This is a genomic window from Desulfoscipio sp. XC116, assembly GCF_039851975.1.
GTDB lineage: Bacteria > Bacillota > Desulfotomaculia > Desulfotomaculales > Desulfallaceae > Sporotomaculum.
The window spans coordinates 2,429,432-2,452,775 of record NZ_CP156660.1 but is presented as its reverse complement, the minus strand read 5'-3'; the positions used below and the strand labels follow the sequence as shown (position 1 = coordinate 2,452,775).

At 50.7% G+C, this 23,344-nt stretch carries 26 protein-coding genes and 1 riboswitch; of the genes, 21 read left to right on the top strand and 5 right to left on the bottom strand.

Features of this window, described 5'->3' with window-relative positions:
• Positions 1-31: 31 nt before the first annotated feature.
• Both ABDB91_RS11790 and ABDB91_RS11785 read right to left on the bottom strand, forming a co-directional pair.
• Complete coding sequence (locus ABDB91_RS11790) at positions 32-862, bottom strand: proline/glycine betaine ABC transporter permease (RefSeq protein ID WP_347487913.1); 831 nt, start codon at positions 860-862, stop codon at positions 32-34.
• Positions 852-2,054, bottom strand: a complete 1,203-nt coding sequence (locus ABDB91_RS11785; protein ID WP_347487912.1) for a glycine betaine/L-proline ABC transporter ATP-binding protein — start codon at positions 2,052-2,054, stop codon at positions 852-854. The genes ABDB91_RS11790 and ABDB91_RS11785 overlap by 11 nt, the downstream gene beginning before the upstream one ends.
• Positions 2,055-2,388: 334 nt before the next feature.
• Positions 2,389-2,515: riboswitch (FMN riboswitch) on the top strand.
• A 162-nt stretch (positions 2,516-2,677) separates the two neighbouring features.
• Here ABDB91_RS11785 and ribD point away from each other — a divergent pair.
• From ribD to ABDB91_RS11760, 5 genes are all read left to right on the top strand, one after another.
• On the top strand, positions 2,678-3,790 hold the full coding sequence (ribD, locus tag ABDB91_RS11780; RefSeq protein WP_347487911.1) for a bifunctional diaminohydroxyphosphoribosylaminopyrimidine deaminase/5-amino-6-(5-phosphoribosylamino)uracil reductase RibD: 1,113 nt from the start codon (positions 2,678-2,680) through the stop codon (positions 3,788-3,790).
• Between the two features lies 1 nt (position 3,791).
• Positions 3,792-4,460 carry a riboflavin synthase gene (locus ABDB91_RS11775; protein ID WP_347487910.1) on the top strand — a complete coding sequence of 223 codons (669 nt, stop codon included), beginning with the start codon at positions 3,792-3,794 and terminating at the stop codon, positions 4,458-4,460.
• Positions 4,461-4,503: 43 nt separating this feature from the next.
• A complete protein-coding gene (locus ABDB91_RS11770; RefSeq protein ID WP_347487909.1) occupies positions 4,504-5,724 on the top strand; it encodes a bifunctional 3,4-dihydroxy-2-butanone-4-phosphate synthase/GTP cyclohydrolase II in 1,221 nt (406 codons plus the stop codon).
• An 84-nt stretch (positions 5,725-5,808) separates the two neighbouring features.
• Positions 5,809-6,279 carry a 6,7-dimethyl-8-ribityllumazine synthase gene (ribE, locus tag ABDB91_RS11765; RefSeq protein ID WP_347487908.1) on the top strand — a complete coding sequence of 157 codons (471 nt, stop codon included), beginning with the start codon at positions 5,809-5,811 and terminating at the stop codon, positions 6,277-6,279.
• 5 nt (positions 6,280-6,284) lie between these two features.
• Positions 6,285-7,322 (top strand): nicotinate phosphoribosyltransferase, encoded by a 1,038-nt coding sequence (locus tag ABDB91_RS11760; RefSeq protein WP_347487907.1) that lies wholly within the window; start codon positions 6,285-6,287, stop codon positions 7,320-7,322.
• A 141-nt stretch (positions 7,323-7,463) separates the two neighbouring features.
• On the opposite strand, the gene rpmB is transcribed toward ABDB91_RS11760, so the two are convergent.
• Entirely contained in the window at positions 7,464-7,655 is a 192-nt protein-coding gene (rpmB, locus tag ABDB91_RS11755; protein ID WP_347487906.1) for a 50S ribosomal protein L28, read from the bottom strand.
• A gap of 130 nt (positions 7,656-7,785) precedes the next feature.
• Between rpmB and recG the strand changes: the two genes are divergently transcribed.
• Together recG and ABDB91_RS11745 are read left to right on the top strand one after the other, a co-directional pair.
• A complete protein-coding gene (gene recG, locus ABDB91_RS11750; protein WP_347487905.1) occupies positions 7,786-9,864 on the top strand; it encodes an ATP-dependent DNA helicase RecG in 2,079 nt (692 codons plus the stop codon).
• A gap of 191 nt (positions 9,865-10,055) precedes the next feature.
• Complete coding sequence (locus tag ABDB91_RS11745) at positions 10,056-10,313, top strand: alpha/beta-type small acid-soluble spore protein (protein WP_347487904.1); 258 nt, start codon at positions 10,056-10,058, stop codon at positions 10,311-10,313.
• A 139-nt stretch (positions 10,314-10,452) separates the two neighbouring features.
• On the opposite strand, the gene gpr is transcribed toward ABDB91_RS11745, so the two are convergent.
• The gene (gpr, locus tag ABDB91_RS11740) at positions 10,453-11,403 is read right to left on the bottom strand and encodes a GPR endopeptidase (RefSeq protein ID WP_347487903.1); all 951 of its coding nucleotides are present in this window, start codon (positions 11,401-11,403) and stop codon (positions 10,453-10,455) included.
• A 150-nt stretch (positions 11,404-11,553) separates the two neighbouring features.
• Here gpr and rsmD point away from each other — a divergent pair, with 150 nt between their 5' ends.
• The 3 genes from rsmD to ABDB91_RS11725 are packed head-to-tail and all read left to right on the top strand — an operon-like array spanning position 11,554 to position 13,170.
• Entirely contained in the window at positions 11,554-12,162 is a 609-nt protein-coding gene (gene rsmD, locus ABDB91_RS11735) for a 16S rRNA (guanine(966)-N(2))-methyltransferase RsmD (protein ID WP_347491591.1), read from the top strand.
• 59 nt (positions 12,163-12,221) lie between these two features.
• Positions 12,222-12,698 (top strand): pantetheine-phosphate adenylyltransferase, encoded by a 477-nt coding sequence (gene coaD, locus ABDB91_RS11730; protein ID WP_347487902.1) that lies wholly within the window; start codon positions 12,222-12,224, stop codon positions 12,696-12,698.
• A gap of 19 nt (positions 12,699-12,717) precedes the next feature.
• Positions 12,718-13,170: an ATPase gene (locus tag ABDB91_RS11725; RefSeq protein ID WP_347487901.1), complete on the top strand. Its 453-nt coding sequence runs from the start codon at positions 12,718-12,720 to the stop codon at positions 13,168-13,170.
• A gap of 208 nt (positions 13,171-13,378) precedes the next feature.
• On the opposite strand, the gene ylbJ is transcribed toward ABDB91_RS11725, so the two are convergent.
• The gene (ylbJ, locus tag ABDB91_RS11720) at positions 13,379-14,605 is read right to left on the bottom strand and encodes a sporulation integral membrane protein YlbJ (protein WP_347491590.1); all 1,227 of its coding nucleotides are present in this window, start codon (positions 14,603-14,605) and stop codon (positions 13,379-13,381) included.
• A 249-nt stretch (positions 14,606-14,854) separates the two neighbouring features.
• On the opposite strand from ylbJ, the gene ABDB91_RS11715 reads away from it, so the two are divergent.
• From ABDB91_RS11715 to rnc, 11 genes are all read left to right on the top strand, one after another.
• A complete protein-coding gene (locus ABDB91_RS11715) occupies positions 14,855-15,370 on the top strand; it encodes a DUF177 domain-containing protein (RefSeq protein ID WP_347487900.1) in 516 nt (171 codons plus the stop codon).
• 21 nt (positions 15,371-15,391) lie between these two features.
• Positions 15,392-15,568, top strand: coding sequence for a 50S ribosomal protein L32 (gene rpmF, locus ABDB91_RS11710; protein WP_347487899.1), 177 nt, complete (start codon positions 15,392-15,394; stop codon positions 15,566-15,568).
• A gap of 138 nt (positions 15,569-15,706) precedes the next feature.
• On the top strand, positions 15,707-16,297 hold the full coding sequence (fapR, locus tag ABDB91_RS11705) for a transcription factor FapR (protein WP_347487898.1): 591 nt from the start codon (positions 15,707-15,709) through the stop codon (positions 16,295-16,297).
• A complete protein-coding gene (plsX, locus tag ABDB91_RS11700; protein ID WP_347487897.1) occupies positions 16,281-17,300 on the top strand; it encodes a phosphate acyltransferase PlsX in 1,020 nt (339 codons plus the stop codon). The genes fapR and plsX overlap by 17 nt, the downstream gene beginning before the upstream one ends.
• Positions 17,290-18,303: a beta-ketoacyl-ACP synthase III gene (locus tag ABDB91_RS11695; protein ID WP_347487896.1), complete on the top strand. Its 1,014-nt coding sequence runs from the start codon at positions 17,290-17,292 to the stop codon at positions 18,301-18,303. The genes plsX and ABDB91_RS11695 overlap by 11 nt, the downstream gene beginning before the upstream one ends.
• Positions 18,304-18,315: 12 nt before the next feature.
• Positions 18,316-19,260: an enoyl-[acyl-carrier-protein] reductase FabK gene (fabK, locus tag ABDB91_RS11690; protein ID WP_347491589.1), complete on the top strand. Its 945-nt coding sequence runs from the start codon at positions 18,316-18,318 to the stop codon at positions 19,258-19,260.
• A 2-nt stretch (positions 19,261-19,262) separates the two neighbouring features.
• Entirely contained in the window at positions 19,263-20,198 is a 936-nt protein-coding gene (gene fabD / locus ABDB91_RS11685) for an ACP S-malonyltransferase (RefSeq protein ID WP_347487895.1), read from the top strand.
• 1 nt (position 20,199) lies between these two features.
• A complete protein-coding gene (gene fabG / locus ABDB91_RS11680; protein WP_347487894.1) occupies positions 20,200-20,943 on the top strand; it encodes a 3-oxoacyl-ACP reductase FabG in 744 nt (247 codons plus the stop codon).
• A 54-nt stretch (positions 20,944-20,997) separates the two neighbouring features.
• Entirely contained in the window at positions 20,998-21,231 is a 234-nt protein-coding gene (acpP, locus tag ABDB91_RS11675; protein WP_347487893.1) for an acyl carrier protein, read from the top strand.
• 84 nt (positions 21,232-21,315) lie between these two features.
• Positions 21,316-22,569, top strand: coding sequence for a beta-ketoacyl-ACP synthase II (fabF, locus tag ABDB91_RS11670; protein WP_347487892.1), 1,254 nt, complete (start codon positions 21,316-21,318; stop codon positions 22,567-22,569).
• A gap of 2 nt (positions 22,570-22,571) precedes the next feature.
• Positions 22,572-23,270 (top strand): ribonuclease III, encoded by a 699-nt coding sequence (gene rnc / locus ABDB91_RS11665; protein WP_347487891.1) that lies wholly within the window; start codon positions 22,572-22,574, stop codon positions 23,268-23,270.
• Positions 23,271-23,344: the final 74 nt, after the last annotated feature.

Here is a 23,344-nt window from a genome sequence, read left to right as displayed (position 1 = left end):
ACCAGGTTAAGTTTATAATATCTCCTTATTGTCACTGGCTGTTCCTCTTGCCAAAGCCTTGGGTAATCCGGTCCAGTATGATAGCGATAATCACAATAGCCAGACCGCCTTCAAAGCCCACGGGTATATCCAGACGCTGAATGCCGCGCAATACTTCCGAACCCAGACCGCCGGCTCCGATCATGGCGGCGATAACCACCATGGATAGGGACAGCATAATGCACTGGTTGATGCCTGCCATAATGGTGGGCATGGCCACGGGCAGCTGTACCTTGACTAATTTTTGAAATTCAGTGGAACCAAACGCTTCCGCGGCTTCCACCAGTTCCACGGGCACCTGCCGGATACCCAGGCCGGTCAGCCGGATGGCGGGAGGCATGGCAAAAACCACTGTGGCAATCAGTCCCGGCACCGAGCCGGTGCCAAAAAAAAGTACCGCCGGAATCAGGTATACAAATGGCGGCATGGTCTGCATAAAATCCAGTACCGGCATAATAATCTTATGTGCGGTGTTGCTGCGGGCCGACCAGATACCCAGCGGTATGCCCAGGAGCAGGGCCACTATTGTGGCGGAAATAACCATGGCCAGGGTGTTCATGGAAGGTTCCCATATTTTCAGGTCATATATAAGCAGTAAACCAAGGGATGTGCCGAGGGCGGTCTTCCAGTTTGACAAGAACCAAACCAGCGGTATTGATAAAATAATAACAGCCCAGGGGGGAGAGGAAGTTAACGCTAATGCCAGATTGCCTACTATGAATTGTATGACCACCACAATAGCGTCAAAAAGCGGCGTAAGGTTGTTAGTGGCCCATACCACTAAAGCATCAACCCATTGTCCAATGTATATTTTAGGCAGCATCAGTTCCGTTTTCCCCCTTTCGGACCATACCGGCCAGTACGGAACCCCGTACGATAATCCCTCGCAGATAATTTTGTTCGTCTACGACCGCTATGGGATATCTGGATTCGGCCACCAGCGGAATTAATTCCGTCAGCGGGGTGTCGGGGGACACCCGGGGAGTATCTTTTAGGATAATATCGTCAAGGTTTTCCTTGTGTTCCTCAGCTGCCTTAAGGGCGTCTTCAGCCATTACCAGTCCGTTCAATCGCTTGTCCCGGCTAACCATAAATATACTGGAAATGCCATTTTCCCGCATTCTGCGCATGGCTGTGCGCGGACCGTCTTTAGGTGTAATAAATACATCGGGTTTTTTCATGACCCCTTCGGCAGTGAGTACTTTGGACATGTCCACATCTTCGACAAACTTTTCCACATAGTCATTGGCCGGGTTGGTCAGTATTTCTTCCGGAGTACCGATTTGGATGATGGCGCCATCTTTCATCAGCGCAATACGGTCGCCTATTTTTAGTGCCTCGTCCAAATCATGGGTGACAAAAATAATGGTTTTGTTTAATGTAGCCTGTAAAGACAGCAATTCATCCTGCATACCTTTTCTGATCAGCGGGTCAAGCGCGCTAAAAGCTTCGTCCATTAATAGAATATCGGGATCGCTGGCCAGCGCCCGGGCCAGTCCTACTCTTTGCTGCATGCCTCCGCTAAGCTGGGCGGGCGAGCTGTTCTCCCATTCCTTTAAACCCACCACCTCCAGCACCTGACGGGCTTTGGTCAGGCGTTCCTCTTTACTTAATCCTTGAATTTCCAATCCAAAAGCCACATTATCCACCACGGTGCGGTGCGGGAACAGGGCAAAACGCTGGAAAACCATACCCAGTTTTTGACGCCGTATTTCTCTTAGCTTATTTTCATCGACACCCGTTAATTCCTCGCCGTCAATGAGCACTTGTCCGCCGGTAGGCTCAATAAGGCGGTTGATACAGCGCAGCAGCGTGGATTTGCCGCTGCCGGACAGGCCCATTAATACGAAGGTTTCCCCTTCCCGAACCTGAAATGATACGTTATAAACACCAACGGTGTGTTTGGTGGACTCCAGTATTTCTTCCTTGCTTTTCCCCTGCTGCAGCATTTTTAATGCGCGACTTGGATGGTCGCCAAAAATTTTAACCAGATTTTCAACGGTTACTTTAGACATTAGCATTCAGCCTTTCGCAATAGACAGTATAATTTATTTGGTAAACATATTCGTTTGTATTGCATTGTGGCCGCTTGTCCTGCCGCATAGCCATTTATAAGGGCACACGGTACATGTTTGTCAGCCACGCGAGCGGGAGTTTTGGTATGGCGGCAAATTAATATAAATGCAAAAGTTGTCGGATCGTTACTTTATTCTATCAAACAGTAGTTTAATTGTCCACATTAGAACGGTTATCAATTTGCAGAATAAAAATAAATCAGTGCTTTTGCTGATAACTTATAATGAATATTGACATACATTATGCATGTTAATATAATTAACGTAAAATAATATATACCTTCAGGGACTGGTGAAATTCCGTACCGGCGGTAAGGTTACATCCGAGCCCGCGAGCCCCAAGGGGCTGATCCGGCGCAATTCCGGAGCCGACAGTAAAGTCTGGATGGGAGAAGGTTATTAATTTATTGGGTTCATTTTGCTTCGGGAGAGGCAGAATGTGCTTGTTAACGCTTGTTTGCCGCCCTGAAGAAATTATTATTCTTCGGGGTTTTTTAGTTTTAATGCGCAGGCCGAAGGAATAACGGGCCTAATATAATGTTTACAGGTAAGAAGGTGAATAATTGAGTGCCGGGGATCAATATTACATGCAAATGGCTTTGGCATTGGCAGCCGGGGCTGCCGGGCGCACCAGTCCCAATCCCATGGTGGGTGCCGTGGCGGTCAAAAACGACCGGGTGGTGGGCCGGGGTTATCACGCCCGGGCCGGTACGCCGCATGCCGAGGTGCACGCACTTAATGAAGCGGGGGAATGTGCCGAAGGGGCAATTTTATATGTTACCTTGGAGCCCTGCTGTCACCACGGTCGCACCGGGCCTTGCACCGATGCGATAATTAAAGCCGGCATCAGCCGGGTGGTATTGGCTATGACCGATCCCAATCCGCTGGTGGCGGGCAAAGGTGTTCAAAAATTAAAAGACGCCGGTGTACAGGTGGAATGTGGTGTGCTGGAAGAGGACGCCCGCCGGCTCAATGAGGTGTTTATTAAATACATCACCACCCGTTTACCCTACGTGGTATTGAAAACCGCTATGAGTCTGGATGGCAAAATCGCCACGGTTAAAGGGGAATCCCAGTGGATTACCGGTGCAAAGGCAAGGGAATATGTCCACCGGCTGCGGGATAGGTATGATGCTATTTTGGTGGGGGTGGGCACCGTGCTGGCTGATGACCCGTCGCTTACCGCCAGATTGCCGGATGGCGGCGGTAAGGACCCGATCAGAATAATCCTTGATTCCAAGGCTCGCACGCCAATAAACGCCCGGGTAATTAACCGGTCTTCCGCAGCTCCCACGATTATAGCGACTACGTCCGGAGCGCCGCCGGAGAAGGTGCGGCTGCTAAAGGAAGCCGGTGTCCAAATTTTGGAGGTGTCCGGTGGCGAGGGCGGTATTGAGCCGGCGGCATTGCTGCGGGAAATGGGGCGGCGTGAAATCACCAGTGTATTGGTGGAAGGAGGTGCCCGCGTTAACGGTTCGTTTATTACAGCCGGTCTGGCGGACAAGGTATATTGGTTTATAGCTCCCAAGCTGATCGGAGGCTCAAGTGCACCCGGTCCGGTGGGCGGTCCGGGTATAATCGCTTTGCGGGAGGCGCTGTCAATCAGAGATATTAAGTTGCGCCGTTATGGGGAAGATATTTGTATAGAAGGTTATACGGTCAAACGGAGTGATTAAAATGTTTACCGGATTAGTAGAGGAAAAAGGACATCTGATTTCGCTGCGCCGGGGCGCGGACTCAGCCAGGCTCAAGATCAAGGCGGGGCTTGTTATGGACGGTATGCGGATTGGTGACAGTATTGCTGTCAACGGTGTTTGTCTTACGGTAACCGCATATGATATAGGGGCGTTTACCGCTGATGTTATGGCTGAAACGCTGGCTAAAACCAATCTGGGAGCACTGCAGTCGGGTGATCGGGTTAACCTGGAAAGGGCGCTGCGGCTCGGTGACCGGCTGGGAGGACACTTGGTCAGCGGTCATATTGACGGCGTAGGGACAATCTCCAAGGTGGAAAAGCATGATATCGCCATTTTGATAACCATAGCCGCACCGGCGTCGGTAATGCGCTATATTATTAAAAAGGGGTCGGTGGCGGTGGATGGTACCAGCCTGACGGTGGTGGATCATAATGATGAATCATTTAGAGTGTCCCTAATACCACATACCGCGCATGCCACTGTATTAGGGGGGAAGAAACCCGGAGATCAGGTTAACCTGGAAGGAGACATGATTGGTAAATACGTGGAGCGCTGGATGGGTGTTGCCGGGCGTAAGGAAAACGAAAGTGAAAAAACGACACAGCGCGGCATTACCGCGGACTTATTGGCGGAACACGGGTTTATATAAACTTATTGGCCGCCTGTAATTAATCAACGGAAGGATGACAAAAATGATATTCAGTACTATTGAGGAAGCTATTGAAAATATCAGGCAAGGTAAAATGATAGTGGTGGTCGATGATGAGGACCGGGAAAATGAAGGGGATATTATTATGGCGGCCGAAAAGTCCACCCCGGAGGCTGTTAATTTTATGGCCACCTATGGCAGGGGACTAATATGCGTGCCCATGTCCGGGGCCAGGCTGGACGAGCTTGATCTGCCGGCCATGGTTACTCATAATACCGATGCGCATGGTACTGCTTTTACCGTGTCCGTGGATTATAAGGATACCAGCACCGGAATTTCGGCTCATGAACGGGCGGCCACTGTGCGTGCGTTAATCGACCCTAGTACCAAACCCGAGGATCTTAGACGGCCGGGGCATATTTTCCCGCTGCGGGCCAAAGAGGGCGGTGTGCTGCGGCGGGCCGGGCACACCGAAGCGGCGGTGGATTTAATGCGCCTGGCCGGCTTATACCCGGCCGGGGTTATTTGCGAGGTTATGAAAGAAGACGGCACTATGGCGAGGGTTCCGGAGTTAATTGAGTTTTGTAAGACACACGGCTTAAAGTTAGTGACTATAGCCGATTTAATCGAGTACCGGCGCCGGCATGAGAAGCTGATCCGCCGGGTGGATTCGGCCAATTTGCCTACCAAGTACGGTAAATTTATGGCGGTGGGCTACGAGAGTCTGCTGGATAAAAAAGAGCATATCGTCCTGGTTAAGGGTGACTTGTCCAGTGTGGAGGCACCGTTGGTCAGGGTGCACTCCGAGTGCCTGACCGGTGACGTCTTTGGCTCGTCCCGCTGCGATTGCGGCGATCAATTGGCCCGGGCGCTGGAAATGATCGAGCATGAGGGTGCCGGTGTGCTGCTTTATATGCGGCAGGAAGGCCGGGGTATTGGCCTGGTAAACAAAATCAGAGCATATAAATTACAAGATCAGGGCAAGGATACAGTGGAAGCTAACGAGGCGCTGGGCTTTCCCGCTGATTTGAGGGATTACGGTATTGGCGCCCAGATATTGACGGATTTGGGTTTGAAGAAAATCAGGCTTATGACCAATAATCCCAGAAAAATTGCCGGTCTGGAAGGACACGGCCTGCAAGTGGTGGGCCGGGTACCCATAGAGATTTGCCCCGGGCGGGAAAATAGATTCTATCTCAGTACCAAAAAGCGCAAGCTGGGGCATTTGTTATCTATTGAAGATGTAAATAAAAAATCTTCCTAATATATAAGGCATGGCTTGAATCGATACAAATTGATATAATCCTATATGCATACAACAACTTATAACGTGAGGAGAGGATTATTGTTGCCAAAGTTTTATGAAGGCCATTTGGTGGGACAGGGCCTTAAATTCGGTATTGTAGTGGGACGTTTCAATGAATTTATTACTAATAAATTGCTTACCGGGGCGCTTGATGCTTTATACCGCCACGGGGTGGCCGAGCAAGATGTGGAAGTGGCCTGGGTGCCCGGGGCCTTTGAAATACCCATGGTGGCCCGCAGCATGGTAAATATGGCCAAGTATGACGCGGTTATCTGTCTGGGCGCGGTCATTCGCGGCGCTACTCCACATTTTGATTACGTTGCCGCCGAGGTGTCCAAGGGTGTGGCCAAGGTGGGCCTTGATACCGGTACTCCCACCATATTCGGTGTGGTTACCACGGATACTATTGAGCAGGCTATTGAACGGGCGGGGACTAAGGCGGGAAACAAGGGCTGGGATTCGGCGGTAACTGCTATAGAAATGGCCAATTTAAACAAAGCACTTGGGGCGTGAGGCCGATGAAAAGACAAACAGTGCAAAATATGGCCGAGGTGGCGGCACACAAGGTAGCGCCGGAGCGGTTGTTTTCCGCCGATCAGGATGAAATTATTCAGGGGCTGACTACCGATATATATTTTATTCGCACCAGGGAATTATTAAACCACATGGGTCTGGATCGTACCATGGTAACCGCCGAGGTTTTTGCCGGCCGGCCGGGTGTTTTGGCCGGTGTGGAAGAAGTTAAAAATCTGTTAAACGGATTGCCTGCGGAAGTGTGGGGTATACCGGAAGGGTCTGAAATCAAAGAAAAGGAAGTAGTTATGCGTATTACCGGCGCATATGACGACTTTGGCATTTATGAGACAGCTTTGCTGGGTATACTGGCCAGTTCCAGCGGTTGGGCCACCGCGGCTCGCAGATGCAGAGAGGCGGCAGGCGACTATCCGGTAATTAGTTTCGGCGCGCGGCACGTGCACCCGGCGGTGGCGCCCGTGATGGAGAAGGCGGCTATTGTCGGCGGTGCCGCCGGAGCCAGTTGTATACTGGGGGCCAAACTGGCCGGGCAAGAGCCCAGGGGTACGGTGCCCCATGCGATAATGTTGATTGCGGGGGACACGGTTGAAGTGGCCCGGGTTTACCAGCAAACCATGCCTGCGGATGCGCCGGTAATTATGCTTGTGGATACGTTTAAAGACGAGGCGGAAGAATCGCTTCGTCTGGTGGAGGCGCTGGGAGAAAAATTGCAGGGTGTCAGGCTGGATACTGCCGGCGAACGCGGTGGTGTGACCCCGGGATTGGTGCGGGAAGTGAAAGCCCGTCTGCGGCAGGCCGGATATCCGCAGGTGAAAATATTTGTTTCCGGTGGCATTACCCCCGAGCGGATAACCCAATTGATTGCCGCCGGTGCCGACGCCTTTGGGGTGGGAAGTTATATATCGGGTGCTTCAGCTATTGATATGACGATGGATATAAAGGAAATCGACGGCAGGCCGGTAGCCAAGCGAGGCCGTATACCGGGGCGGACCGACGCTCCCCGTCTGCAAAAGATTTTGTAATTTCACGCTGTTGGTGTTTGTACCGCTACAGGCGCCAACAGCGTATTTAGACTGTGGTAATGATTAGGTCCAACTTGCTGAATAAAAGTAAAAAACGGCTTGCGCCGTTTTGTTGTTTCACTTTGGTTTGGTTGTTAAATGCTATATGGCCCGCTGAACCTTTCCGCTGCGGAGGCACCTGGTACATACCATTATTCTACGCGGTGAGCCGTTTATAATAGCTTTAACCCTTTGTAGATTGGGCGCCCAGGTTTTTTTGGTGCGGATGTGGGAGTGGCTGATTTTCATGCCTACAACAACACCTTTACCACAAATTTCGCATTTCCTGGCCATAGTCAACACCTCCTCCTTTACAACACTTTTATATTCTATCAGATATCGGCAGGCTGTGCAAGGAAAGCTTGTACTGTAGTGTTAATTAATGAAATAAAATGATCTCGTACAGAAAGGCGTTATGAGTAACATGTTTGACGGAGATCCTTATCTAACCCAAGTGAAATATGTAAGAATGATTGGCCCCCGCCGGGCCGGGCAGTTGGCTCGCCTGGGATTATACACCGTGCATGAATTATTGTATCATTTCCCCAGAGAATACGTGGATCGAAGCCGGCTGATTTCTCCTTTTGAACGGCACTCCGGGGATATAGTAACTGTGGTGGGCCGGGTGATAAGCTGTCAACATAATCAACCCCGTAAAGGACTGACTGTTACCAAGGCGGCAATGGAATGTGCCCGGGGAGTTTTTTACGCAGTGTGGTTTAACCAATTACATATCAAAAAGCTATTAAAACCGGGTACCCGTGTGTACATAAGTGGAAAGCTGAACAAAGGATTCGGTCATTTCGAGGTGCAGGTGCAGGATTACGAAATAATCACCGGCGACGGCGAATCGTTGCATGCCGGGCGAATTGTCCCGGTATACCCGTCTACCGGCGGCGTTACCCAGCGGATGATGCGCACTTTTGTGCATGCGGCCCTGGAACAGTGGCACCAAGGCTACCGGGAGTTTTTGCCTCGCCGGGTGATGGATGAGGAAGGTTTAATGGCCTTGCCCGAGGCGCTGAAACAGGTGCATTTTCCGGACAGTCATGCCTTGGCCGAACAGGCCAGGCGGCGCTTCATTTTTGAAGAATTATTCTTATTTCAACTGCAATTAGCTTTGCTGCGCCGCAATATAGTACGTATGCAAAAGGGACATAGTTATGAACCGGTAAGCGAGCTGACTCGAAAATATATTGCCGGCCTTGGCTTTATGCTTACCGCCGCCCAAAGACGGGTGGTGGGTGAGATTATGGCGGATATGGATGGACCTCATCCCATGAACAGGCTGCTGCAGGGTGATGTGGGTTCCGGCAAAACGGTGGTAGCGGTGTTGATGCTGCTGCGGGCGGTGGAAAGCGGTCTGCAGGGGGCTCTTATGGCACCCACTGAGGTGTTGGCTGAACAACATTACTTGTCGCTGACACGTTCATTGGTTCCATTGGGTGTGCGGGTGGCTTTCTTAAGCGGTGGCGTACCGGCGAAGGAACGCCGGGCGCTGCTGGAGCAAATTGCCGCTGGAGAAATATCCATTATTGTGGGCACTCAGGCACTGCTGCAGAAAGATGTAGAGTTTAAAAAACTGGCCGTGGCGGTAATCGACGAGCAGCATCGCTTTGGCGTGAGGCAGCGGGGAAATTTACCCCAAAAAGGCGTGCATCCCGATTTATTGATTATGACGGCTACGCCCATACCGCGAACCCTATCCATGACGGTTTATGGCGATTTGGATATGTCGGTGATTGATGCCCTGCCTCCCGGCAGGCAACCCGTGCGTACTTATTATGTAGCTCCGGAGGAATTGTCCAGGGTGTTTAAATTCGCAGCCCGCCAGGTGGCCGAAGGCCGCCAGGCCTATGTGGTATGCCCGCTGGTGGAAGAATCGGAAAAACTGGATCTGCAGGCGGCGGTGGATTTACACCGGCAATTGGCCGCAGGTGAGCTGCATGAATGCCGGGTGGCTTTGCTGCACGGCCGCATGAAAAGATCTGACAAGGAGCTGGTAATGGAGCAATTTCGGTCCGGAAATTTGGATGTGCTGGTCAGCACAACCGTAATTGAAGTAGGAGTGGATGTGCCCAATGCCAGTGTGATGGTCATCGTGGATGCCGACCGGTTTGGTTTGGCGCAGCTGCATCAGTTAAGAGGACGAGTGGGCCGGGGCGATAGCCAGGCGCACTGTATTTTGTCGGCCAGGCTGCGTTCCCGGGAGGCGGCGGAGCGCATTAAAGCTATGAAGGCCAGCCAGGACGGGTTTTATTTGGCGGAAAGAGATCTGCAAATCCGGGGACCGGGTGATATGGCCGGTGTCAGACAGTCCGGCATGCCTGAATTCAGGCTGGCGAATATAATAAGGGACCGGGATTTATTGGGGACAGCCCGCCGCTGGGCGAAAGCTTTAATCGGTGACGATCCTGAACTGCGGGCCGGTGAGTATCATTTGCTTAGACTTGCCCTGGAACGCTATAACAAAGAGGGCAGCGGTTATCATCATATAGGCTGATATCGGGTCGTTTTCTTTAATAAAAACCACATTATTATTGATAAGAAAAAAAGAACATTATATGCTTGGCAAAATATTCCTTGCTTAACTTGTCTATAGTTCTAAACCATTGCGGGCAAAATGTACCGCTCATAAAAGATTTAAAAAATCACATAATAGTCTTAACAACAACGAAGGAGGTGACAACAGAAATGGCACAAGGTCAAAAAAGCAACAGAAAATTAATACCGCAAGCTTCCCAGGCTATGGAACAATTTAAATGGGAAACTGCCGGTGAGCTGGGGGTACAGGTTCCCCAGGGCGGGTATATGGGTGATCTTCCCTCCCGGGTAAACGGAGCTATCGGCGGCAACATGGTAAAGAAAATGATTGCCGCTTATGAGCAGAGTTTGGCTCAGGGTCAGCAGCCCGCTACTCCGCAGGTTACCAATCAGACTCCTACTCCCTAAAGGTTAATGGATATTTGGATTTTTAATAAAGCCTCTGTCAGGTGGCTGGTTAAAGTTAAGTTTCGGTAAGGTCATCTGGCAGAGGGCTTTGCCAACAAGCGGTACGCAACGGTACGCCGCTTGTTTTGTGTTTAAGGGGTTAGTGCAGGTAATAAGCGTAATCATCCGGGCTGATGCCGGGGTGCATGGCCATATTAACGGCGCCGGCAATTATTTGAGCGGTATCCTCAATCAGCGTATCGATTTCTTTTGGGGTGACGGTAAGATTGCCTCCGAAGGGCTCCAGCACCTTTTTAATAGCTGCGCTGGCATCCCCGGGCCGGCCTCCGGTGCTTTGGATGTATTTTTCAATAGCGTCTTGGGCTATTATAGCGGCGTGAGTAACAGTGGGCACTCCGATGGCGATAACCCTTACTCCCATGGTCTCCTGGTTAATGCCGGACCTTTTATTACCGATGCCGGATCCCGGATTAATACCGGTATCGGCCAACTGAATGGTAGTGGCGATACGCTCGGCGCTGCGGGCCGCCAGAGAATCAATGGCGATAATTAACGAGGGGCGTGTTTTTTCCACCACTCCCCGGACTATTTCGGCGGTTTCAATACCGGTGATGCCCAGCACACCCGGCGCCAGGGCGCTAACCGGGCGCATACCGCCTTGCAGCTCCTGTGGTGCGTAATTATATAGATGCCTGGTAACGAGACACTGTTCCACTACTCTGGGTCCCAGTGCATCCGGTGTGGCGTTCCAGTTGCCCAGCCCAATTACTAATATATTTAACTCCATGGGCAGGTTAAACAATCCTTTTAATTGCTCGGCCAGAATCTGGGTAATTTCCCGGTGCGCCTGCTGATTATTTTCCTTGATGGACGGCGCTTCAACGGTGATATATTTACCCGCCGGCTTACCCATAATTACTTGAGCGTTCTGGTCTTCAATATGTACAGTTGTCACTGCGGCGTGGTCATAAGTTTCCTTGTCCACCCGTACTCCGGGAATTTCCTGGCCGGTTTCACCCCGGATAACTTCTCTGGCCTCCAAGGCCAAGTCCAATGATATATTCATTGATTTTAAAAATTTACTGTTCATTATTATTCATTCACCCTTTTTCATATAAAAGTATATATCTATGTTGTTTTGTAAGTCTGTTTGAAGATATATTTACCCTTTTCAGTAATTATATGCGGTATTTTTTAGTTTATCGGCTGTAGTATTATATGCTAAAGCTGTTCTTGTGTTATAATTAAAAAGATTGTAAAGAAAGGTAGGATAATTTTGCGGGTAATTGCCGGAACGGCCAAAAAAAGGCGGCTTAAATCTCCCGGTAGACTTCCGGTTAGACCCACGGCGGATCGGGTAAAAGAATCATTGTTTAACATTATTGGCAGCCGGCTGCCCGATAGTTTTTTTGCAGATCTTTATGCCGGAACCGGCGGAGTTGGCATAGAAGCGCTCAGTCGCGGAGCCGCAAAGGTTTTGTTTGTGGAAAGGGACGCCAGGGTAGTGCGTGTATTAAAGGATAACTTGGCTATAACCGGGCTTGGGGCGAATGCCGAACTTGTTTTGGGCGATGTGCGGACGGCTTTGGATACGGCTGTGCGTAAACAGAACAGCTTTGACATTGTTTTCGCTGATCCGCCGTATCGGCAGGGACTGGCGGCAGACGTGTTGAATATCTTAAATAAATGTCCTGTCTTGCATTTAAATGGCATCATCGTATTGGAAATTGGAGCGGATGAGGATATGCCCGGCCAAGCGGGTATCTATCAGTTGTGGCGCCGGGTTAAATACGGCGACACAGCGTTAGTCTTTTATCGGTTTTTACAAAATACCTCCGCAGTTGAGTAAATTGCAAATTGAACTGCAGATGGCGGTATTTCAAACCTGGTACGGAGGAGGACAAACTTTTGCGAATAGCAGTTTACCCGGGCAGCTTTGATCCTGTAACCAATGGACATCTGGACATTATAGAACGCACAGCGATTATGTACGATAGGTTAATTGTAGCGGTATCTTCGAATCCGGGTAAAAAACCGCTTTTCACTGTTGAGGAGCGGCTGGATATGCTTAAAATAGTCACTCAGCCTTTTTATAATGTAATAGTGGATACATTTAACGGTTTAACGGTTAATTATGCCAGGGAGAAGGAAGCACAGGTTATAATCAGAGGATTAAGGGCTATATCTGATTTCGAAAATGAATTTATGATGGCCTTAACTAATAAAAAACTGCAAACTTCGGTAGAAACGGTTTTTCTTATGACCCGAGCTGAATTTTCCTTCATAAGCTCCAGCGCTGTTAAAGAAGTAGCATCCTTTGGCGGTTGTGTAAAGGATTTAGTGCCGCCGGTAATCCGGGAAAGGATGCAGAGCAAATTTAAATAACTTGTGGGAGGTGCCTGTTTTGGAGTTGTTTAATGTTATAAATGAAATGGAAGAATTAATTGAAAGCAGCCCCAAAGTTCCCATGACCAAACGGGTTTTAGTAGATGAAGACAGATTGCTTGATTATTTGGACCGCATCAGAGCATCACTGCCCGAGGAATTACGGCAAGCTAAATGGGTGTTGCAGGAAAGAGACAAGGTAATTACTGATTCCAAGCGTGAGGCTGTACGTATGATTGAGGATGCCGAAAAACAACTGGAGAAAAAGGCGGTAGATTCGGAAATTACTCGCAAGGCTCAGGAAATAAGCGAAGAAATTCGCTTGCACAGCGAAGAAATTGCCAGGCAAATTAAGCAGGGAGCCATGGACTATGCTGATGAGTTGCTGGCCGGGCTGGAGGATAAATTAAATGGCATTTTAGGCCAGGTGCAAGAAAACAGGTCTGAATTAAGAGGTATCAAGAATGACTAGCTAATTAATTTACATAAGATTGAATTGATCGCCGGATTATGTATCGAATTCCAACGCTCCCGCTTCTATAAGTGGGAGTTGCTATTTTTTACTTCAGATGGGGTAGAATCCCCATCTGAAGCCCCGATGTTCAGCTTTTCAGCTGAACGAGTTCACCTTTATTGCGGCGATCTTCTTATATTGACGATTACTGAGCTTTTATATGGATTCATATCTTTTTAACTTGGGCGAGTATTGATGTGAAAAAATTACAAACAATTGATAATAATATTAAAAAAATCAGCATCGCGATCAAAGCCAGTAAAGAGTAGGCCATGACAGTTAAGCTGTGATAGTTTGACCAAGTGATAATAGGGGCCGCTACAGGCAAGCTGAGAAGGCCGGTTGTGCTTGCAGGTTTATAAAAAAGCCAGGTTAAACAAGTCCCCAGCAGGGCATGGACTAAACGAGCAGCGAAGAACAGGCCCATGCGGAGGTCGGTTTGTGAGATCATGCTGGCCACCTGGGCGTGTATGGATAGACCGCTCCAGCCCAGGATCATGCTCACCGCCATCAATTGCTGCAGTTCGGAAGCTGCCGCTTCGGAGGCCATTTTGGTTCCGATGGTCATTTCAAAAAAACCGCTGGCCAGGGCGGTTAAAATATCCGGCTCAAAGCCCAGGGGAATAAGCAAAGCTCCCATGGCCGCGGCGATGTGTCCGATGGCGCCGGCTTCATTTAACAGACGGATAATTACGGCAAACAAAATAATAAAACCGCCGATATTAATAAGCTTGGTGATGGAGGAAGCTACCGCCTCCCCAAGCAATTTTCCAAGGGGCTGTCGCTGTGCCCGTTGGTGCTGTAAAAGGGCGCCAAAGGCGCTGTATACCGACCAGGAGCGGGCATCGGCCGTAAATCGGCGTGTCCGTTCACCGCGTCCGTAAAAGCGCAAGGCCAGGCCAATTATAATATTGGCCAGATAGTGCGAGCCGGCAATGACCAAGCCCAGCTCGGGCTTGCCGAACATACCTACCGCCACGGCGGTTAACATGAACAGGGGGCTCGAGTTGTTGGTAAAACACATCAGCCGTTCGGCCTCCAACCTGGTGCACAGGCCCTGCCGGCGCAGTTGGGCTGTAACCATGCCGCCAATGGGAAAGCCGGAAGTAAAACCAATAACCATCACAAAGCCCCCGGCGCCCGGCACGTTAAAAAGCGGCCGCATCACAGGTTCCATTAGCACGCCGATAAATCGCACCAGTCCAAGCTTCATTAATATTTCCGAGGCAATAAAAAAAGGCAGTAAAGATGGGAACACTATTTCCCACCAGGTTGTAAGGCCTGTTGTGGCGCCCTGAAAAGTGATCTTGGGTTGGGTGACCATAGCCAGCACAAAGCAAATTGCCAGGGCCGTCCATAAAAGGCCGGACAGGTCGTTTTTTCTAATCGGCATTCTTGAATGAAAACGAGATAGCAAAAAAGACCACTCCTAAAAGTAACCATAATAAATGTTATAAACCATAATTATTTACTATTAATGAGGTTTGAAAAATATAACAGGTTTGATTGTTTTCCGCTATGAGATTATACTTTATAATAGCGGTTTTATTTCTTGAATAATGAAGTTAATGAAGTGTTTTTCCTTGACAAATAACCGCCATGTTTTATATAATTTTACCTGTTGAACTATGGAGGGGTGTTTATGCCCTTTTTGGATGTGGAACAACTCAAAAAAGCGAATGGTGAGCGTCAAAGGGTTGTCTTTACCGGAGAATTACCTGCGCTGCAGGTGGAAGACAGCGAGTTTGTATTTGTAGAACCGGCCCGGTTTGACCTCATATTGACCAATGTAGGCAGCAGCGCCATAAATGTCGAAGGCAAATTGCAAGTTTTTTTGAAAGTGCCCTGCAGCCGCTGTTTGCAAGATTTCGTTTTAAATTTGAATCCACTTTTCAGTGAAACGTATTATGAAAAAAATCAGCCTGCGCCAAAAGGCAAAAATGATGAGTGGGTTGCTTATTCCGGCGATCGTATAGATATTACGCCGGAGGTTTTGGGCACGGTGTTAATGAATCTGCCGATGCGTTTTATTTGTCATGAACAGTGCCGTGGTTTATGTCCCGTATGTGGTGTGGATTTAAACCAAAAACAGTGTAATTGCGTTCAAAATGATCTAGACCCGCGTCTGGCTAAATTAAAAGAACTATTGAAGTCATAAATTAAAGGGAGTGGATGAAGCATGGGTGTACCAAAGAGGAGAAGTTCCAAACAAAGAAAGCGGCAGCGCAGGGCACATTGGAAAATTGAAGCCCCCGAGCTGACAAAATGTCCGCAATGCCACGAGCTGATGGCGCCGCACCGGGTTTGTCCCGACTGTGGTTACTACAAGGGAAGAGAAGTGGTAGCGGTAAAATAAAACAGAATTAACGAAAATAAGCTCTAATAGGGGCTTATTTTTTTATGCGGAAATGGTTGCTTTTTTTTCCCAGCTGAGATATACTCATCTTTAGCACCTGGTGCTAATAAGCAGGGTGCTTTTAACAAGGTGTTGAACATGAGAAAAAACAATGCAGTAAAAACAGAAAGGCAAGGATTGCTAACAATATACCTGGCCGGTAACCCTTTTCTGACTGACGATGACTTGGCGCAGCTGCTGACGGTAAGTATTCAGACCATCAGGCTGGACAGAGCGGAATTAAATATTCCGGAGATGAGAGAGCGCGTCAAAAAAATGGCTAGGGGAGCGTACCAAAATCTAAGGGCTATCGAAGACCACGAAGTGGTGGGCGAGCTGGTCGGGCTGGAAATCGGCCTGCAAGGTATGTCCATGCTTAGGGTCAGTGAGGAAATGACCCTGCGCAAGACCAGGGTGCTGGACGGACAATATCTTTTTGCCCAGGCTAATTCACTGGCCCTGGCCCTTATTGATACCGAGGTGGCGCTTACCGGTACATCTAAAATTAGTTTTAAAAGACCGGTTTTTCGCGGAGAGAAAGTAGTAGCCAGGGCGATTGTCACCCGGAGAAGGGGTAACAAATATATGGTAAGAGTCAGCTCTCATGTTCGGGGTGAGTTGGTGTTCCAAGGAAAATTCCTAGTGTTTGATTTGTCCGAGGAGGTTAACCGGCTTGAAAATAGCCATTGATGCTATGGGTGGCGATTACGCGCCCCGGGAAATTGTGCGGGGTGCCTGGGAAGCTTGCCGGGAAACCGGGCAGCAAATTATAATGGTAGGCGACCGGGGTATTTTAACAGACGAATTAGATCAGCTGGGTAAAAGCTATACCGGTTTGGAAATCGTGCATGCCGAAGAGGTAATAGCCATGGATGAGGCACCGGCCGTGGCGGTGCGGCGTAAGAAGAACTCATCGTTGGTGATGGCTGCCGAGCTTGTCCGGGACGGCCATGCCGGCGCCCTGGTCTCAGCCGGCAGCACCGGTGCCACCATGGCGGCCACACTGCTGCGCTGGGGGCGCATACCCGGGATTGCCCGCCCGGCTATTGCCGGGGTACTGCCTACGGAACGGGGCGTTACTATATTACTGGATGTGGGTGCCAATGTTGATTGCAAACCCAAACACCTGGTCCAATTCGCTGTTATGGGGTCTCTTTATGCCCATAAAATACTGGGTGTCGACCATCCTCGGGTGGGCCTTTTAAACGTGGGTGAGGAAAGCACCAAGGGTAATGAATTGACCCAGGAAACTTATCCGCTGCTGCAGGCGGCTCCCGTGCATTTTCACGGTAATGTGGAAGGCCGGGATATTTTCAAAGGTACCGTTGATGTAGTAGTTTGTGATGGATTCATAGGTAATGTCGTTTTAAAAACCGGCGAGGGCCTGGCTGACGTATTAATGAGAATGATTGGTCAGGCTATGCGGCAGAGCAGCCTGGCTAAAATCGGCGCTGCTTTGACTTTACCGGCTTTGAAAAAATTAGGTAAAAAATTAAATTACTCCGAGTACGGTGGCGCGCCACTGTTAGGTATAAACGGAGTAGCCATTGTTTGTCACGGCAGCTCCAAATCACTGGCTATTAAAAATGCCGTATACCGGGCGAAAGAATCGGTGGAAAACGGGCTGATCAGCGCCATCAGCGATAGGCTAAACGATACAGTGCGCAAAGTGGGGTGTGCCGATGGCAGTTGAAAGAATCCGTGCCGGTATTGCAGGTATAGGGATTTATGTGCCGGAACGAATATTAACCAATTTTGATTTGGAGCAGACGCTTGACACCAGCGATGAATGGATTTATTCTCGTACGGGTATTCGCGAAAGACGAGTGGCAGCCGAAGAAGAGGCCACTTCGGATCAGGCTTTGCTGGCTTCGCAAAGGGCGCTGGAGGATGCCGGTGTGCGGCCGGAGGAAATAGATCTTATTATTACAGCCACCAATACTCCCGATATGCTTTTTCCCGCTACGGCTTGCCTGCTGCAGGATAAGCTGGGCGCGAAGCGAGCCGGGGCGTTTGATTTGTTGGCGGGTTGTACCGGTTTTATATATGGTGTCGTCGTGGGGGCGCAGTTTATTTCCGCCGGTACGGCCAATACCGTGCTGGTAGTCGGCGCGGAAACACTGTCACGGGTGGTTAACTGGTCCGATCGCAATACATGTGTGCTTTTTGGCGATGGGGCCGGTGCGGTCGTGCTGCGTCCGGCGCCGGGTGACCGGGGTATTTTATCCACTGCGCTGGGCTCCGACGGCGGCGGCGGTCACTTGCTCTGTCTGCCTGCCGGTGGTTCCCGCCATCCGGCCAGTGCCGATACCTTGGCGCAGGATTTGCATTATGTTCACATGCATGGCCGGGAAGTATTTAAGTTTGCGGTACGCGCCATGGGGGACGGCGCCGCCAAGGTGCTCCGCCGGGCCGGGCTGACCAATAACGATGTGGATTTTTTGATACCTCACCAGGCGAATATTCGGATTATAGAACACGCCGCTAAAAAGATGAAATTACCCATGGAGCGGGTAGCCGTTAACGTAGACCGTTATGGCAATACATCCACGGCTTCTATTCCGCTGGCCCTGGAGGAATCATTGAAAAGCGGTAAAATAAAAGACGGTGATAATGTAATCATGGTTGGTTTTGGCGCCGGTCTGACTTGGGCCGGTCTGCTGATCAGGTGGTGTGATTATAAAAAGCAGGGGTAGGAGGGAGAAGGCATTAGGACACGCATATGCGATTTATTGGGCATAGAATATCCTGTTCTGCAAGGGGGAATGGCCTGGGTGTCTACCGCTGAGCTGGTTGCTGCCGTGAGCGAGGCCGGCGGGCTGGGTATTGTCGGTTCCGGCCAGGCCCCACCCCAGTGGGTGAGGGAGCAGGTGCACAAGGTCAAGCAGTTGACCGATAAACCCTTCGGGGTTAACGTAATGCTGCTTTCGCCCCACGCTGAAGATATTATTCAGCTGCTTGCGGAGGAAAGGGTATCGGTGGTTACCACCGGAGCGGGTAATCCGGGCAAATATTTAAATACATTGCATGATGCCGGTATAAAGGTGGTTCCCGTGGTATCAGCGGTGGCTTTAGCCAAGAGATTATCCCGCTCCGGGGTGGATGCGATAATTGCCGAGGGTATGGAATCAGGCGGCCATGTGGGGGAACTGACTACCATGGCACTGGTGCCCCAGGTGGTGGATGCCGTGGATGTACCCGTGATTGCCGCCGGGGGTATTGGCGACGGTCGGGGGATGGCTGCGGTTTTAATGCTGGGGGCCGAGGGTGTGCAAATGGGCACTCGCTTTATATGTGCCCGGGAATGCACTGTCCATGAACGGGTCAAGGAAGTGGTCATCAAGGCCAGGGACCGGGATACCATCGTGACCGGGCGACCCACCGGCCACCCTGTCAGAGTATTGAAGAATAAACTGACTAAAAAGTTTATAGAGCTTGAAGAGTGCTGCGCTCCGGGGGAAGAATTTGAAAAGCTGGGCATGGGGCGTCTGAAACTGGCCATGGTTGATGGCGACACAGACATGGGTTCGGTTATGGCCGGGCAGATATCCGCCATGGTACAGCGGGTTGAGCCGGCACGGGACATTATCAGTAATGTGGTGACTGACGCGGAAAATATTATTCGCCACATTTGCGGCAAGGTGGTGCTTTGATCATGCTAGCCTACATTTTTCCCGGACAGGGATCGCAATTTGTGGGTATGGGTAAATCACTGTACGATAGTTATGATTTCGTACGGAAAATATTTGATGCAGCCGACCGGGCATTGGGTTTTGCCTTGACTGAACTAATTTTTGAGGGTCCGGCAGATGAGCTGCAGAAAACGGTTAATGCCCAGCCTGCTATACTTACCGCAAGTATTGCCATGTATGAGCTTATCAAACGAGCCGGGATCAGACCGGCGGCGGTGGCCGGGCATAGTCTGGGCGAGTATTCCGCGCTGGTGGCGGCAGAGGCTGTTGATTTTAACGATGCTGTGAGGCTGGTGCGGATGCGCGGGCAGTTTATGCAGGAGGCCGTTCCGCTGGGCCGGGGCGGCATGATGGCCGTGCTGGGACTTGCACCCGACGAAGTGGAGGAAGGCTGTCGCCGGGCTGCGCAGGCCGGAACGGTGGAGGCCGCTAATTTCAACTGCCCGGGGCAGGTGGTGGTAGCCGGAGAAATCCGCGCGCTTAAAAAAGCGCAGGAGATATTTAAAAGTATGGGCGCCCGCCGCTGCATATTATTACAGGTCAGCGCTCCTTTTCACAGCAGCATGATGACGCCTGCCGGCGAAAGGCTGGTAGCCGAACTGGCCCGGGTACAGATCAAAGATCCGGCGATACCGGTGGTAGCCAATATTATCGCCGATTATGTCGCTACTGCGGGAGAGGTGCGGGATGCTTTGATCCGGCAGGTATCCGGCCCGGTAAGGTGGGAACAAAGCATACGCCGGCTGATGTCCGATGGTTATGATATGTTTGTGGAAGTGGGGCCGGGACAGGTACTCACCGGTTTGCTTAAGAAGATTGATAAATATAGCCGATTCATTAATTTTAATGGTGAGGGGGAACCGGAACAGGTTATTGCCCGGTTGAAGGAGGCGGTGTAAAATGGATCTTGGCGGTAGAGTAGCCTTGGTCACCGGGGCTTCCCGGGGTATCGGCCGGGCTGTGGCCATAGCATTGGCCGGGCGGGGCGCCCATGTGGCGGTGAATTACAACGGTAATGCCGGCGCGGCCGAGGAAACGGCTTCTCTGGTGCGCGAGCATGGTGTCGAAGCACTGGTGATACGGGCCGACGTAGCCGATCAAGAACAGGTCGGCGCCATGATGCAGCAGGTGCTGCAGAAATTTAAGCGCATTGATATACTGGTCAATAACGCCGGCATTACCCGTGATAATATTCTGGCGCTCTTGCAGGAGCAGGATTGGGATGCAGTGATCAATACAAATTTAAAGGGTGCTTATCACTGTGCCAAGGCGGCGCTGCGCCCCATGCTTAAAGCGCGCTGGGGCCGCATCATCAACATTAGCTCGGTGGTGGCGCTGACCGGTAACCCCGGACAGACTAATTACGCTGCGGCCAAGGCGGGCCTGATTGGCTTTACCAAATCTTTGGCCCGGGAGATTGGCTCCCGCAATATAACAGTTAATGCTATAGCCCCGGGATATATTGCGACGGATATGACCACCAATTTAACGGAGGAGAATAAGGCTCAGCTGTTAAAAAGCGTACCGTTGGGCCGGCTGGGCGCTCCGGAAGATATAGCTGCCGCGGCGGCTTTTCTGGCCGGGGAAGGGGCCGGTTATATAACCGGGCAGGTTATTGTGGTGGACGGCGGCATGGCCATGTAAATAAGGTTTTTCTGCTTGCTTACCTTTATTAGGTGCGTGGGAGGGGGTGAAATTGTGGCGGACATATTTGAAAGGGTAAAGGAAATAATAGTTGAACAACTGGGTGTAGAACCGGGGGATGTAAAGGCCGAGGCTTCCTTTGTGGATGATCTGGGGGCGGACTCCCTGGATATTGTGGAACTGGTCATGGCTCTGGAAGAAACATTCGAATTGCAAATTCCCGATGAGGATGCGGAAAAAATTCGCAAGGTGGGAGAAGCTGTTCAATATATTAAAGAACATCAATAAAAGTAAAAAGCCCCGCCGGTTATCCGGTGGGCTTTTTTGAATCATATATTTAACCAAATTAATTTTTTGCCTGGAGGTTGTGTGTTGTCTAAAAGAGTGGTAATTACCGGTATCGGACTGGTTACTCCGGTGGGGAATACCCTGAATGATTTTTGGGGCAATCTGACCGGTGGCATCAGTGGTGTGGGGCCGATCACCCGGTTTGATACAACAGGATATAGCAGTAAAATTGCGGCAGAGGTGAAAAACTTCACCCCCACGGATTATATTGATCGCAAGGAGGCCCGCCGTATGGACCGCTTCACTCACTATGCGGTGGCGGCGGCGGCCATGGCCGTGGAAAACGCCGGGCTGGACATAACTAAAATAAACCGTGCCCGGGCCGGGGTGATTTTGGGTTCCGGTGTGGGGGGTATCGAGACTTTAGAGGATCAGCACCGGGTCCTGGTGGAGCGTGGCCCGGGCCGGGTGAGCCCGCTTTTCATACCCATGATGATTTCCAATATGGCCTCCGGCCGGGTGGCTATTAATTACGGTCTGCGCGCCTGTAATGTAACCACAACCAGCGCTTGCGCTTCCAGTGCCAATGCTCTTGGAGATGCTTCTAAAGTGATCCAGCGCGGCCAGGCTGATGTAATGCTTAGCGGCGGCACCGAGGCACCCATTACGCCGCTGGCCGTGGCCGGCTTTTGTTCCATGAAAGCTCTTTCCACCCGTAATGATGACCCCACCGGGGCGAGCCGACCTTTTGACTCGGGCCGTGACGGTTTTGTAATCGCTGAAGGTGCGGCAATACTGGTATTGGAGGAAATGGAACATGCCCTGGCCAGGGGTGCCGATATACTGGCTGAAATTACAGGGTACGGGGCATCCTGTGATGCTTATCATATTACGGCCCCCGACCCCGAGGGCGCTGGAGCGGTGCTGTCCATGCGCATGGCCCTGGAGGATGCCGGCATGTCCCCGGAAAAGGTGGATTATATTAACGCCCATGGCACTTCTACATTACTGGGTGACAAGTTGGAGACCCTGGCCATAAAAGAAGTTTTTGGCGAACATGCCGGGCGGCTGGCAGTAAGTTCAACCAAGTCCATGACGGGGCATATGCTGGGGGCGGCCGGCGGTTTGGAGACGGCGGTATGTGCGCTGGCTATCAAGGATGGGGTAATTCCACCGACCATTAACTTGGTCGAGCCTGATCCGGATTGCGATTTGGACTATGTGTCCAACGGCGCTCGCCGGGTCGATGTAGCGGTGACGTTAACCAATTCCTTTGGTTTTGGCGGGCATAACGCCACACTGGTTATAGAAAGGTTCACTGCGGAAAGGAATATTTAAACATGGGCCAGTTTAACAGTATCATTGATGATTTGCAAAAAAAAGTGCACTTCGTTTGGCGCAACCCGGAACTGTTGCGCCTGGCGCTCGTGCACAGCTCTTTTACATATGAAAACAGGGGCCGGGAAGAGCAGAACAATGAACGGTTGGAATTCTTAGGAGATGCTGTACTGGAATTAATCATCAGCGATTATTATTATCGCACTTTCTCCCATAAGACTGAGGGTGACCTGACCAAAATGCGCGCCCTGACGGTATGCGAACCTTCTCTGGCCGCGGTGGCCCAACGCCTGGAATTGGGCCGGTATTTGTTCATGGGGCGGGGTGAAGAGCATTCCGGTGGCAGGGAAAGACCTTCTTTGCTGGCGGACGCCTTTGAAGCCCTGCTTGGTTCTGTTTACCTGGATGCGGGTTTGGAAGAAGCCCGCCGGGTAGCCTTGCAGCAGTTGGCCGATATTATCGAAGAGGTAAAATCAGGTCAGACAGTGCGCGATTATAAAACAGATCTACAGGAAATATTGCAGCGTAAAAGCGCTGACCCCATTCACTACTTTATTATTGATGAAGAAGGCCCCGATCATGATAAAATATTTACAGCGGCGGTGGAATACAGGGGTAAAAGACTTGGCTGGGGGCAGGGCCGGACCAAAAAAGAAGCGGAACAGCAAGCGGCCAGGATGGCGCTGGACAAGTATGCGTGAAGTACGGAAGTCTGAAATAGCGGCCAATTGGCAATGTAGATGCGTGGCGTTAAACGTTGATAGCTCAGCGGTTT